The sequence below is a fragment of the Paenibacillus paridis genome, from assembly GCF_006345825.1.
Taxonomy (GTDB): Bacteria; Bacillota; Bacilli; order Paenibacillales; family Paenibacillaceae; genus Pristimantibacillus; species Pristimantibacillus paridis.
In genome coordinates, this window is record NZ_VCIX01000069.1 from 37,573 (window position 1) to 51,523 (window position 13,951).

The 13,951-nt window shown below is 50.6% G+C and carries 11 protein-coding genes; 4 read left to right on the forward strand and 7 right to left on the reverse strand.

The annotated features are described in order from the left end of the window. The first annotated feature begins 6 nt into the window (after positions 1–6). Together melA and FJQ58_RS04300 are read left to right on the forward strand one after the other, a co-directional pair. Positions 7–1,305, forward strand: a complete 1,299-nt coding sequence (gene melA / locus FJQ58_RS04295) for an alpha-glucosidase/alpha-galactosidase (protein ID WP_139991200.1) — start codon at positions 7–9, stop codon at positions 1,303–1,305. A gap of 304 nt (positions 1,306–1,609) precedes the next feature. Then, a complete protein-coding gene (locus FJQ58_RS04300; RefSeq protein WP_139991201.1) occupies positions 1,610–2,338 on the forward strand; it encodes a peptidylprolyl isomerase in 729 nt (242 codons plus the stop codon). Between the two features lie 279 nt (positions 2,339–2,617). Here the strand turns inward: FJQ58_RS04300 and FJQ58_RS04305 are convergent, their stop codons facing one another. From FJQ58_RS04305 to FJQ58_RS04330, 6 genes are all read right to left on the reverse strand, one after another. Continuing rightward, positions 2,618–3,973, reverse strand: coding sequence for an LLM class flavin-dependent oxidoreductase (locus FJQ58_RS04305; RefSeq protein ID WP_139991202.1), 1,356 nt, complete (start codon positions 3,971–3,973; stop codon positions 2,618–2,620). Positions 3,974–4,008: 35 nt separating this feature from the next. Then, entirely contained in the window at positions 4,009–4,830 is an 822-nt protein-coding gene (locus tag FJQ58_RS04310; protein ID WP_139991203.1) for an ABC transporter permease, read from the reverse strand. Next, positions 4,827–5,678 carry an ABC transporter permease gene (locus FJQ58_RS04315; protein WP_139991204.1) on the reverse strand — a complete coding sequence of 284 codons (852 nt, stop codon included), beginning with the start codon at positions 5,676–5,678 and terminating at the stop codon, positions 4,827–4,829. Before FJQ58_RS04315 ends, FJQ58_RS04310 begins: the two co-directional genes overlap by 4 nt. A gap of 36 nt (positions 5,679–5,714) precedes the next feature. After that, on the reverse strand, positions 5,715–6,770 hold the full coding sequence (locus tag FJQ58_RS04320) for an aliphatic sulfonate ABC transporter substrate-binding protein (protein WP_238403788.1): 1,056 nt from the start codon (positions 6,768–6,770) through the stop codon (positions 5,715–5,717). A 50-nt stretch (positions 6,771–6,820) separates the two neighbouring features. Beyond that, a complete protein-coding gene (locus tag FJQ58_RS04325) occupies positions 6,821–7,597 on the reverse strand; it encodes an ABC transporter ATP-binding protein (RefSeq protein WP_139991205.1) in 777 nt (258 codons plus the stop codon). Positions 7,598–7,892: 295 nt separating this feature from the next. After that, the gene (locus tag FJQ58_RS04330; RefSeq protein WP_139991206.1) at positions 7,893–8,531 is read right to left on the reverse strand and encodes a TetR/AcrR family transcriptional regulator; all 639 of its coding nucleotides are present in this window, start codon (positions 8,529–8,531) and stop codon (positions 7,893–7,895) included. A 211-nt stretch (positions 8,532–8,742) separates the two neighbouring features. Between FJQ58_RS04330 and FJQ58_RS04335 the strand changes: the two genes are divergently transcribed. Further along, positions 8,743–10,569: a helix-turn-helix domain-containing protein gene (locus FJQ58_RS04335; protein WP_139991207.1), complete on the forward strand. Its 1,827-nt coding sequence runs from the start codon at positions 8,743–8,745 to the stop codon at positions 10,567–10,569. An 89-nt stretch (positions 10,570–10,658) separates the two neighbouring features. Continuing rightward, positions 10,659–11,669 carry an ABC transporter substrate-binding protein gene (locus tag FJQ58_RS04340; protein WP_139991208.1) on the forward strand — a complete coding sequence of 337 codons (1,011 nt, stop codon included), beginning with the start codon at positions 10,659–10,661 and terminating at the stop codon, positions 11,667–11,669. A 67-nt stretch (positions 11,670–11,736) separates the two neighbouring features. Here FJQ58_RS04340 and FJQ58_RS04345 read toward each other — a convergent pair whose 3' ends face one another. Beyond that, entirely contained in the window at positions 11,737–13,950 is a 2,214-nt protein-coding gene (locus tag FJQ58_RS04345; protein ID WP_139991209.1) for an asparaginase domain-containing protein, read from the reverse strand. Position 13,951 lies beyond the last annotated feature (1 nt).

Sequence of the window (13,951 nt, forward strand, 5' to 3'; positions counted from 1 at the left end):
GAAACTATGGCAAAAATCGCATTCATCGGTGCAGGAAGCACCATTTTCGTCAAAAACGTACTTGGCGACTGTATACTCACGCCAGCGCTTGCCGATGCGCACATCGCTTTGCATGATATTGATTTGGAGCGCTTGAAGGAATCGGAGAAGATGCTGATCAACTTAAATCAGAATCTGGGCGGCAAAGCAACCATCAAGGCCTATGCAGACCGCAGGGAAGCTCTTAAGGGCGCAGATTATGTCATCAATGCCATCTCCGTCGGAGCCTTCGAGCCCGTCATTCGCAGCGATCACGAAATGCCGCGCAAATACGGCCTGAAACAAACCTACGCCGATACGCTGGGCATGGGCGGCTTGTTCCGGGGGCTTCGGACGATCGACGTCATGCTGGAGTTCGCACGGGATATGGAGGAGCTCTGCCCTGACGCTTGGTTCCTGAACTATACGAATCCGATGGCCATCCTGACAGGAGCGATTTTGCGGGAAACAGGCGTCAAAGCAGTAGGCTTGTGCCATAGCGTTCAGGTTTGCGCGAAGGAGCTGCTGGAGGGCCTCGGCATGAGCGCGGAGGATGTGCGCTGGCGCATTGCCGGCATTAATCACCAAGCCTGGCTGCTCGATATTACACGCGGCGGCGAAGATCTGTATCCAGAAATCAAACGGCGGGCAGCAGCGCGCAAAGGACCGCATGATGACATGGTCCGTTACGAAATTATGAACACCTTCGGCTATTATGTAACCGAATCCAGCATGCACGGGGCCGAATACGTCCCTTATTTCATCAAGAACGCCTATCCGGAACTTCTGGAGCAGTACAATATCCCAACGGAAAATTACAAGGGCTGGGGCGACAGCAACAAGCTTTATTGGGAGCAGGCGATGAACGGATTAGTTAACAATGCTTCCGTCACACACACGCGTACTCATGAATATGCCTCTTACATCATGGAAGCGATGGAGACGAATATCCCGTATAAAATTGCAGGCAACGTGCTCAATACCGGCGGCCTTATCTCGAATTTGCCGGAAGAGGCTTGCGTAGAGGTATCCTGCATCGTAGACAGCGAAGGCGTGACGCCTACCCGCTTCGGCGCGCTTCCTCCGCAGCTCGCGGCGCTTAACCGCACGAACATCAATATGCAGCTGCTCACGATTGAAGCAGCGATTACTCGCAAGCGCGAGCATATTTACCACGCGGCGCTGCTAGACCCGCACACAGGCGCAGAGCTGCCTATCGACAATATTAAAGCGCTGGTGGACGAAATGCTTGATGCCAATCAATATTTGCTTCCAAACTATCGCTAATGCATGAATCAAAAAAGCAGCTATCGTGCCAATTACGATAGCTGCTTATTTTATTTGTTTAGGCGCATACGCTCGTTCGTTTCCATTCGCATTTAAATCGTCCAATATGCTATTATACAAGTTGGACAAACATTAGCGGCTATCGTCATTTTCTGGTCGAAGCAGCTCGTTTTTTGCTGAAATATAAGAATGACATTACGTTATAACGATGAATTCATTCTTATAGTTAAACCAAGTTGAACGTTAGGCTCTCCGAATACTGAGGAGCCGCGATTGCGTTCGCCATTTTGAGGAGGATATTGGAATGTTATTCAAAAACAAACGTCTGGGAATGATGCTTCTTCTTACACTCACGCTGCTTGTCGTATTATCAGGCTGCGGCGGCGGCAGCAAAGGAACGGGCGGCAGTAACAACCAAGGCTCAGCTGGCGGGAACACAGCCACTACGCCGCCTACGGAAACGCCTACAGAAGCGCCTGTAGCGGAAGATGGTCCTGAACTGCTAGGTTCGGACAAGCACCCCGTGGTTACGATTGAGCTTAGCAATGACCAAATCATCAAGCTGGAGCTTTATCCAGAGGTCGCTGCCAACACGGTTAACAACTTCATCTCGCTTGTGAACAAAGGATTTTACGACGGCGTTATCTTTCACCGGGTCATCCCGGGCTTCATGATTCAAGGCGGCGATCCGGACGGCACCGGCATGGGCGGTCCCGGCTACAGCATTCCAGGCGAGTTCAGCAGCAATGGCTTCGAAAATAAGCTGAAGCATACGCGAGGCGTGCTTTCCATGGCTCGCACGAATGTACCGGATTCCGGAGGCTCGCAGTTCTTCATCATGGTAGCTGACGCTCCATCTCTAGATAATGAATACGCAGCATTCGGCAAAGTAACTGAAGGAATAGAAGCCGTTGATGAGATCGTAAACCAGACCACAGGCGCAAATGATCGCCCTACGGACCCGATCTCAATGAAAAAAGTTACCGTAGACACGCTGGGCATGACTTTTGAAGAGCCCAAAAAGGTAGAGTAACACTGCAAAACCAATCATCCTTCGCACTGGTTCTCCTATTCGTGTGAGCTCATGCAGTAGCAAGGTATAAAAAAGCGTTCAAATTCACTGTAAAAGTGGATTTGAACGCTTTTTTCATCTGAGTATCTACCTTCCCTAGCCTTATTGCCATTCTAGAATATTCAATTATAGCTCACGGAAACCTATGCCAAATCATCCGACTTCTAAAAAAATCGATGGCCATGTTGATGCGGCTCAACCTTTCTGGTAAGAAGGTCGTTTCCGGGTCACCTTTTTTTTCTAAGCCTGTTCCTGCTCAACGAGATGCGCCTTACGGAAATGATGTTCGCTCGGACGTTCCAAGCCCAGATGCTCACGGAGGGTATTGCCCGTATAATCCTTGCGGAACAATCCGCGGTCCTGAAGAATCGGCACAACTAAATTGACAAAATCATCAAGTCCACCGGGCAGTACAGGCGCCATGATATTAAAGCCGTCGCAGCCGTATTCCTCGAACCATAGCTGGATTAGGTCCGCCAGCTGTTCGGGCGTGCCCACAAATTGCAGATGCCCCCGCGCTCCGAGTATTCGCCTGCCCAAATCACGCATAGATAGCTGCTCCCTACGCGCCAGATCCATGATTAGCTGTACGCGGCTTTTCATGCCGTTGGACGCTCCGACGGGATCGGGAATGTCCGGCAGCTGCTCGTCAAGCGAGTAGCCGCTAATATCAAAGCTGAGGAAGGCCGATAGAAAACCGATAATCGCCGATTCCGGGATAAGCTCCTGCAGCTCCTGGAAGCGCTGATTCGCCTCTTCCTCCGTTGCTCCAAGGATAGGCGACAGGCCCGGCATAATCTTCAGGCTTCCGCGTTCTCTACCATAATCGCCCAGCTTACTATTCACACTTTCATAGAACGCCTTGGCCGACTCCAGCGATTGCTGCGCCGTAAAAATCACCTCGCCCGTACTCGCGGCAAAATCTTTCCCCGGCTCGGACGAGCCCGCTTGGATGAGCACCGGATAGCCTTGCGGCGACCTCGGCACGTTGAGCGGCCCCTTTGTTGAATACCATTGTCCGCTATAGTCCACAGGCTTCACTTTTGCTTCATCAGCAAATTGGTTTGACTGGCGATCAAGCACAAGCGCCCCATCCTCCCAGCTATCCCATAGCCGCGTAACGACATCCACGAACTCGCGCGCCATCTCGTAACGAAGCCCATGCTCCGGATGCTCCGGCCGGCCATAATTATGAGCCTCAATATCCAGCTGCGAGGTAACGATATTCCAGCCTGCGCGCCCGCCGCTAATATGGTCAAGCGAAGAAAACTTACGCGCTACGTTAAACGGCTCGTTGTACGTCGTCGAGACGGTTGCCGTCAAGCCAATTTTCTCGGTAGCTGCAGACAACGCGGATAACAGCGTAATTGGCTCCAGCATGCCGGCGACCGCTTGGCCCACATTCGTGGCATACAATAAATCCGCGAAAAAAATCATATCCAGCTTGCCGTGTTCGGCAGTTTGTGCCAGCTCCCGATAAAACTTCACGTCGAACATGCCCTCGACGCCTGAATCCGGATGCCGCCAGCCCGCATGGTGATGCCCCGCATAATAAATGAACGCTCCCAGATGGAGTTGCTCGTGCCGTTTCCCCATAATTGATTACCTGCCTCTCCCAACCATCGATGTCCTTACCCTTTATACGTATCGCGCCAGCGAAGCCACCGGGTTTCCAGCAGGCGAACCGCTGAATCCGACAGCTTGCCGACAACGGCAAAAATGATAATGCCAACAAAAACAATTTCCGTCTCCGAGTAGGCTCTTGCATCCTGAATCATATAACCAATGCCCGCGCTCGTGCCCATCATTTCCGCTACGACCAGCAGCAGCCAGGAAACGCCAAGCGATAGCCTTACGCCAAGCAAAATATTAGGAAGAGCGGCAGGAATGATGAGCTTCGTCACCTGCTGTAACTTCGTGTATTGAAAAATCCGGGACACCTCGTACAGCTTCGCATCGGTGCTCCGTATGCCTAAAAATGTATTCACGTAAACCGGGAAGAAAGCCCCCAGCCCGATAAGCAGCACCTTGGAAAACTCACCGATCCCAAACCACAATATAAATAGCGGAATAACGGAGAGCAAAGGCACGGTGCGCAGCATTTGCAGCGATGGGTCAAGCGTCTTCTCCACGACCTTGCCAAGACCCGAGGACAAGCCGAGCAGCAAACCCAGCGTGCCTCCCAGAAAAAAGCCCATGCCGGCGCGGTAAATGCTGATGCCCAAATGCTCAAACAATTCTCCGCTGGCGCCAAGGGCCGCAAAGCTCTTTAGAATGGCAAGGGGAGAGGGCAATATGGTCTCCGAAAGCAATCCCATGCCGGTGGACGCCTGCCACAGAGCAACGACCACAAGCGGCACAATCCAGCCATGCAAGGGCTTAGGGATACGGCTGAGCCAGTCTCCTCCTGCCGCACGATCGGCTGTCTTCTTCTCCACCACTTGCCCACTCATGATGCGTCTCCCCCTTTGTAGCTATCCTGCCATCTCAGCAGTCTTCTTTCCAGCAGCTTAACCAGCGAATCCGTCAGCTTTCCGACCAGTGCGAATACAATGATGCCTACGAACACGACCGATGTAATCGAGAAATAACGCGCATCGTTAATCAAGAAACCGATCCCTGAGCTTGAGCCCATCATTTCCGCCACGACCAGACCGAGCCAGGCGACACCGATGGACAGCCTCATGCCGAGAAAAATATTCGGGAGTGAAGCCGGCAGCACCAGCTTGCTGATCATCTGCCAGCGGCTGAACTGCAGCACGCGTGCGACATCGAACAGCTTGCCGTCTACTGAACGGATGCCAAGAAACGTATTCACGTAAAGCGGGAAAAACGATCCTTTGGCGATCAACAGAATTTTGGATGTCTCGTCAAATCCGAACCACAAAATAAACAATGGCGCCACCGCCAGATGCGGCAGTGTGCGGAGCATTTGCAGCGATGGATCAATGAGCCGCTCCGTCTTGTAGGAGAAGCCCACCCAAAGGCCTGCTGCAAGACCGAGCCCGCCGCCGAGCAAGAATCCTAGCAAGGCGCGCCAGGTCGATACGCCAAGATGACGAAGCAGTTCTCCAGAGGCCACCAAGCTGACAAACTCCTGTACGATCACGCCTGGCGTAGGCAGCAGCGTCGGGTTGAGTTTGCCCATCCATCCCGCAATTTGCCACACAGCAAGCAGGATGACGGGCAGCAGTACGCCTAGCAATAGATTGACCGACTGTATGGAGAAGCGGCTCGGTTGCCTGTGCTTCTCCGCGCGAATGCGCCCGGGCAGTACCCTTTTCGTTTCTGCTTGCTGCATAACAAACGCCTCGTTTCTTTATCTTTTTCAGACTGCTTACTTCTGTGCTTCTTCAATAAAACGGTTGTCAAAAACCTCGGATACGTCAATTTTCTTGCGAATCGATTTGATCTCATATTGGAAATCGGCCGTTTTCTGCTGCTCGGCAATGATTTCATCCGAAACTGGAATGCTGATTGATTTCGAACGAACGAAGATTGCCTCAATCAGTGCTTTGGGAACGCTGCGTTCCGCCGCATAACGGTCAAGCGCTTCATCCCAGTTGTCATTTTCCCATTTCAGCGTTTTATCCAACACTTTCAGATATAGGGTTACCAGCTCAGGATACTCATCCGCAAATTGTTTTCTGGCAATGTAGAACGATGGCGACAATACGCCAAGCTGCTCGCCGTCGGCCAGCACTCTTGCTTTGTCTTGCAGCGTGTTCAACGTAATATTCGGGTCCCACGTTGCCCATGCGTCAATCTTGCCTGATTCAAATGCCGGCTGCGCTTCATCCGGCTGCAATGGAATAATTTCCAAATCCGAAGACTTCAGTCCTGCGCCTTCCAAGCCGCGATACAAGAAATTGTAGGCGTTGCTGCCTTTGGCTACCGAAACCTTCTTGCCCTTCAAATCCGCAATCGTTTGAATTGCACTATCTTTCGGTACAATAATCGCCACATTGTTTTTGCCTTCCAGCGCTTGCGAAATGACGGTGAATTTAATGTCGGCCGCTTGTGCCGCAATAATTGGCATATTGCCCAATCCCGCAAAATCAAGTCGGTTGGAAGCCATCGCCTCCGTCATCGGCGGCCCGCTTTGGAATTCAGCGAACTCGACCTTCACGCCCAGCTTGTCGAATTCCTCCTCGAACCATTTTTCCTCAATGGCTTTACCGAACAAACCGCCGCTGCCTTGATAACCAATCGTTACCGTCAAGCCTTTATACTTATCGGAACCAGCCTCTTCATTAGAAGACTTCTCATTGCCTGCTTTGTTGCCGCTTGCGTTATTGCCGCCGGACTTGTCATTTCCGTTCGCCGCGCAGCCGCTGATAAACACCGCCATAATAATCATTGCTGCCGTAAGCCACCGTAATTGCCTCTTCATTCTCCATCTCTCCCCATCGCCTCTATATAGTGAAAAAACGAATAAACCGATTAAATGCCCGCGCCTTCATCAATGTCGGGCCCCTCTACCTTCTCAAACTCACTCAGCACCTTATGGCGCAGCTCTTGAAACGCACTTCCCGACCTTTTCCTTGGATAAGGCAGATCAATCGGCAAAATATTTCGGATATGACCTGGCCGCGGATTCATAATAACAACCCGTTCGCCCAAAAATACCGCTTCATCCAAATCATGCGTGACGAACAGCATCGTCGTCCGGTTCTTCTGCCAAATATCAAGCAGCACTTCCTGCATATGCGACCTAGTGAAAGCATCCAACGCGCCGAACGGCTCATCCAGCAGCAAAATATCAGGACTGCGCAGCAGCGCCCTTGCAATCGCCACGCGCTGGGCCATCCCGCCGGACAGCTCACGCGGATACGATTGCTCAAAGCCCTTCAGCCGAACGAGCTCAATGAGCTCATCCACACGCTGCCTCACCTCTGGCTTGCGGAGTGAAAGGTTTGCCGCAATGTTCTTCTCTACCGTCAGCCAAGGGAACAGCCGAGGCTCCTGAAAAATAAATCCCTTCTCGATGCTCGGACCGTCAATCGGCTTTCCATTCAGCAGCACCGTCCCTTCATAACGCGTATCGAGTCCGGCTACAATCTTAAGCAAAGTGCTCTTGCCGCAGCCGCTTGGACCGATAATCGTAATAAATTCTCCTTGCTTCACCTGAAGCCCGATTCGATTCAAGGCAATGACATCGCCCGATGGTGTCGCAAACGTCTTGTTCAGCTCCTGCACGACAAGCATCTCTGCAGCCATAGGAAAACTCCTCTCCAACATACAATATTATTCGCACCCGTTTACTTGGTTTTATGTTAAAATAAAAAGACTTAACGTCTCGTTTGCGAATGGGGCTGTATCCGTCTCCTATTGGCAACGGCAGCCGTTTCGCGAAGATCAAGAAGCACTGCATATAGGCAGAGGCCTATCCTGTGTCCAATCTCCAAAAGGAACGTTAAATCTCCAGCGGTCTGGTCGATTTGTCCATACATATGCGGTTTTCACAAATTGAATATTAATTCGGTTTGTTATGTTGCTTATTTTGCCGCACCCCTCATGCTTTGTCAACTCTTTTTTTCGCTATCGGTCTGCGGCCTTCTTTCACCTCGAATAACCGGATCATCGCGTCGACATTCATATCGACAGGAACCTCATAATCAGGCGGCCTTTGCAGCGTCAAGCCTTGGATTAAGCTGACAAAATAAAAGGCCAGCTGAAGCGGGTCCTCATCGACAATGACACCCTTCTCTATGCCCTCCCGCATAATAGCCGCCACGGGATTCAAGTTTGTTGTAAACCGCTCCGTGATTGCTTTTTTGATATCCGGTGGCGTTGCTTCCGACAATCTTGCCGTATGCATCAGAATCGTAAACGCCCAGTTGGTTCGAATTGATAGCCATGACGACATAATGACCCGCAGCTTCGAAATTGCATCTATATCCATCGCCGCTATCTCGGATACATACTTGCCGTAGGTCGTCTGTCCCGAACGCAGCACTTCGCTAAATATTTCTTCCTTCGATGTAAAATAATGATAAACGTTGCCGACGCTGACATTCGCTTCCTTTGCAATATCCTGAATGCTCGTCAATTGGAAGCCGTTTATCGCCATGACTTTCAGCGCACAATCCAAAATATGCTGCATCCGCTTCTCGCGCATGAGCTTGTCTTTCTCCACGTTTCTTGGCGACATGCTGCTTCCCCTCGTTTCCCATCGCTTTTTTTGTTTTCACGGCCTGCCATTTTGCCATTATACCGAAGCATGCCCACATTCATCTACAGCTTTATCAATGGAAATGACGATTTCCATCCTCCAAGGCAACTGTAACAAACGGATACAGCTATGTTATGGTATGCTAAAATAGTCCCCAAATTAGTCTCAACCTTTATGAAGGAGCCTTCCTATGTTTTTGAAAAAAAGCACCGTAACCAAAAATGGAAAAACCTATAGCTACTACAAAATCGTCGCCGCTTATAAAGCTGAAGATGGAAAAAATAAGCATCGCCTAATCAAACATGTGGGCCGCTTATCCGATCAAGAGGCAGAGGCTATGCGGCTCGTCCTGAAGGAGCAGCAGCGCCAAAGTAAGGCAACTTCGGGCCTCAATGAAAAAATAAGCCGCGAGCTGCTGGAGTCCTCCCTATTTGTACCAAAGGAAATCCAATCGCTCATCTACGCTCCGTACTCGCAGAAAGAGTGGAACGTTGCCGATTCAGACACGCTGATTATGGTACGCCAAGGCAGCGGCATGCTCTATATGAACGGGCGCAAGCATGAGCTGAAGCAGGATACAGCCTTATTCTGCCATGCAGGCAGCGGCATGCATTTATTTAACGAAAATAACCAAACGCTTGAGCTCGATAAAATCACTTTTGACGTCGTCGGCGAGACGGCAACCTTAAGCACAGAGCGGCAGTACTTTCGAAAGAAACTGGATTGGCCACAATTCGGAGAAATCCGGTTATCTTCCGCCTACCGTGCACACCAGCTTGTAAAACAGCTGAAGAAAGCGGCCACAGGCGAGCCGTATCGCCATTTGTTTCAAGCACAGCTGCTTTTCTACGAGCTGCTTCACCTTATTTTCCAAGAGGAGAGCTCCTCGCACCCGTTCGACAGCAAATCAACGATCGAGCACGCTGTTGCCTATATGCGAGAGCATTACCGGGAAGAGCTGTCTAGGGAACTTCTGGCGAGAATGCACAGGGTTAGTCCCTCCTACTTCTCCCGCATGTTCAAGAAAGAGAAAGGCACAAGCTTCGTCGAATATCTCACCCGTCTCCGCATTGAGAAGGCTAGAGAGCTGCTTCAGCTATCGAACGCCACAATCAGCAGCATCTCCAAGGAGGTTGGCATCAAGAACGAGTACTATTTCAGCCGCAAGTTCAAACAGCTCATTGGCGAGTCTCCTTCCGCCTACGCTAAGCGCCCTAAACAGTTTGTATCGCTTATCCCGAACGCGACCTCCTGTTTACTCACGCTTGGAATCGTACCTAGGCTCGGCCATATCGATCCTTGGATGCTTGAGCATTACGGAAAAAAACTTTCGTTATCCGAGTTTCAACGCATCGACTGGTGGAGCCAGGAAAGCGAGGAACTTGTCTCTCACGCAAAACCCGATCTTATTTTGTGCTACATGGAGTCCCAAGGACTGGAATCGCTCCGGGAAATCGCTCCAGTTCTTCCCTTGGCATACGATCAGATGAATTGGCGCGAGCAGTTTCGAATGATTGCCGACGCTGTGGGGAAACGCGAGTCGTGCGAGGGATGGCTTGCGCAATTCGATAGGCAGCTCGAAGATGCCCGCAAACAATTGGCTAAGCGAATCGGCGACTCTGAGACAGTAACCATTTTAAAGATTGTATCCGAAAAAATATACGTATACGGGGATTTGCGAAGCATGGGCGGACCGCTCATCTATCAAGGGCTGCAGCTTAAAGCGCCATCCATCGTGCAGGCGAATATCATTAATCAACGCAAGCTGAACGAATGGATTCCGCTTCAGGACTTGCCCGAATATGCCGGCGATCATATTATTTTGCATCATTATCCTTCGCACTGGGTGGAGCCCTCCGAACAGTTAGCCCATTCCAGCGTTTGGAAGTCGCTTCCTGCCGTCCAAAACAACCGGGTGTACGAAACAAACGCGGATATTTTCTACGGCTTCGACCCGCTCTCCCTATCCCTGCAGCTCAAGCTGCTTTTGGAGCACTTCACGTCACATTCATCGTGAATATCCGCCAGTATTGTGCATGGACGATGGGAAGCCTAGGTTGATACTATTCTCGTTGAGAATGATTATTAATCACAGGGAGGATCATCATGCTTCATTTAAAAAGAACAGTTTCCGCGAGTCTTATCCTTATCTTAATTCTTGCCGCACTAGCCGCTTGCAGCAGCAATTCTGACAATAACGAGGGAACCACCCCGTCAGCTTCGCCAACCGGGACCGTTAACGAAAGCACAAATAATGAGGAAGCTGCCGCTCCCTCCGATACACGCATCGTCCAAACAGACAAAGGGGACATCACTGTTCCTGCCAATCCGCAGCGGATCGTCTCCGCTTATTATCACGGCACCTTGCTTGCTCTTGGCTTACAGCCAGTCGGCGCGAATAAGGAATGGTGGATGGGCAGTCCTTTTCTTGTAGAACAGGAGAAAACGATTGAGGATATCGGAGCGCCAACCTCACTGGAGAAAGTGACCACTCTGGAGCCCGATCTCATTTTAATCAATGATTTTGACGTGGAAATATATGACCAGCTTGCCAAAATCGCTCCAACCGTGCATGTTCCTTACACCGCCTATAAAAATCCTAAAGAAGAAGTGAAGCTGTTCGGCGAGCTTCTGGGCAAGCAAGAGGAAGCTGCAAAATGGCTTTCAACCTATGAACAAACGGCTGAAGCCGGCCGGGAGAAAATCAAGGCAGCCGTAGCTCCGGGTGAAACGGCGGTACTGGTCAATGTGAGGGAAAAGAAACTTTCTATTCTTGGCGACAACTATGGCCGTGGAGGCTATGCGATTTACGATGCTCTACAGCTCAAAGCGCCAACTATCGTACAGGAAGAGGTCATAGACAGCGGGCTTCAAATTAAAGAAATTTCGCTAGAGGCTCTCCCGCAATATGCGGATGCCGACCATATCTTCATCTGCTTCAATGCAGGAACGGCACAGGAGGACATCGATAACATCCTGAATAACCCCGTTTGGCAAAATCTCCCTGCTGTTAAGAACGGAAATTTGCACATTCTGGATTACGACACCTATCTGCACTACGATCCGATCTCCATCGTTGGACAAATTGATTTAATAGCGGATATCCTCATCAAATAAAAGAAAAGGGCGATTCCTCTAGGTCTTTGCAGACCTCTTGGAATCGCCCTATCCTACTGTTGCTTGTTTATTTGCTATGAAGCAAGTTCATAATAACCGTAATCGCATCCGCTCTCGTAGCTGTTGCTTTTGGAGCAAAGACATTGCCGGTACGGCCTTGAATGATGCCTTTGTCACTCACAGCCTTAATCGCGCCCATCGCCCATGCAGGAATGTCCTTGTTATCGGCGAAGCCTGTCGTTGCATTTGGATCCAAAGTCAGACCCGCGCCGCTTGCAATCATCGATACCATTTCCATTCTCAAAATGTTGCTGCTTGGTCGGAAAGTGCCATCCGGATAACCGCTAATAATTTCTTCTTTAACCGCACGCGCAACGGCTTCCTTCGCCCAATCCGCGATTTTGGCATTATCGGTAAAGGCAAGCGCAGCACCCTCGCCTTCGGCCTTCAATGCGCCCATCAGCATGACAGAGAATTCTGCCCGCGTTACCGTGTTGTTCGGTTTGAACGTTCCGTCTACATATCCCTTCACGATACCTGCAGCTACCGCTTCTTTAATCGCGGCCTCTGCCCAGTGTCCTGAAATATCCGTAAACGAGATCGGATCAACCTTCTTCTCTACCGCGAATACCGCGAACTTCGTGAAGTGATCAGAGGTAACGGTAATGTGATTGCCGTTAACGGTACCACCCATCTCAACCCATTGCTTCTTCGTTTCATCGTAGTAGAATACGGAAGCCGTTTGGCCCTCCTTAATCAAGGTCGTATCGAACTTAAAGGTCAGCGTAGCCGGAACCAAGAAGTTCGCTGAAATCGTCTTGAGAATTTCGAAGATCGGCGATAACAGCAGGCTTGTCGAATCTACGATGCCGCCATTGCCTATCAATTTCTCAATGGAAAGCTCCATTTGCTCCTTCGTAGCACCAGCCGGTATGGATACCGTCACACTGTCATCAAGCCCCAATGTGCCGGAGTTTCCTGCCCCAATCGTCACTTTGCCAGGAGTTGATACGCTGCCTCCCGATCCGCCTGTCGGAGGCGTCGTAGGCGGTGTTGTCGGAGGCGTCGTTGGTGGCGTCTCTTCTGCATCAACCGTAATATCCTGTGTGCCTACCGTTTCAAACCAGCTCTTCACTTGATTGAAATCACTGGAGAATGCAAGCGATAGCATCAGCATAATGCGGGCATGCTGCGCGTTCAGGTTGTCGCCGGCAATAATGCCATTGCCGCCGCCCGTAATGGTGCCTGAACCCGTTCTTGTCGTGGAGACGAACGTTACGCCATGGTCTTTAATCGCCGCAGAGCGCGCAGCGCTCATTTGGGACGAAATTCCTGCCGCACCGGTTCCTGCAGTAACGATACCCTTAGCTCCATCTTCTACCGAGGCACGGATGGCTCCGCCGCCAGCTTCCTGATAGCTGTACACAATTTCAACTTTCGGAAGGCTGTCCTTGGAAATTGTCTTCAAGTTGAAAGGCGTTTTCCAGTCAGCTTGACCCGCTTTCAATGCACGAGCATTCAAGCGGTAAATACGCACTCCCGGATCATCCACATAACCGAGTGCTCCGAACATTGGCGTTTCAAATGTGTCCATACGGTGGGCATTTGATTTTGTCACTTCACGCGCTGCTTGAATAACATCATTCAGCATAACGACCGTGCCGTACCACTTTGTCTTGCCGCTGCCTGCAACCTTGATCGCTTGATAAAGGTTGGCTGGGCCATCTGTGCCGATTACATCCCAAGGTCTCATCGCACCTGTGACCACTACCGGCTTCTCGCTTTGCACCGTCAGATCCAAGAAGTAAGCAATCTCTTCCATCGTATCGGTACCCGTAGTAACAACAGCACTATCATAAATTTCAAGCGCTGCGTCAACCGCTAGAGATAAGTCGTAAAGCTCTTTCATCGAATAGCCGCCGGAGCCTTTGTTGCCGAATTGGAACGTGGATACGTCCGCAATTTTTTCTTTACCCGGCAATTGGGCTACCATGTCGGCCATCAAAAAAGTTCCTGCAGCATAGTTCTGAAAGTTCGTTTTATCATCGTTTCTAGCTTTGCCTGCAATCGTGCCTCCCGTTGCCACAACAATTACATTCGGCAGCGGTGAGGTCTTATGCTCTTCCGACAAGGCTGGAATATTGAAAGTAGGCAGCTCCGGTGCTGCTACCTCAGCGCGGACTGAGCTGGCATAGCCAGTCAGTATCGTGCTGAGGAGCGCCACTATGAGGAGAGGAATGAAAATTTTCTTTGTTGTATTTGAATGGCTTGTTTGGGTCATA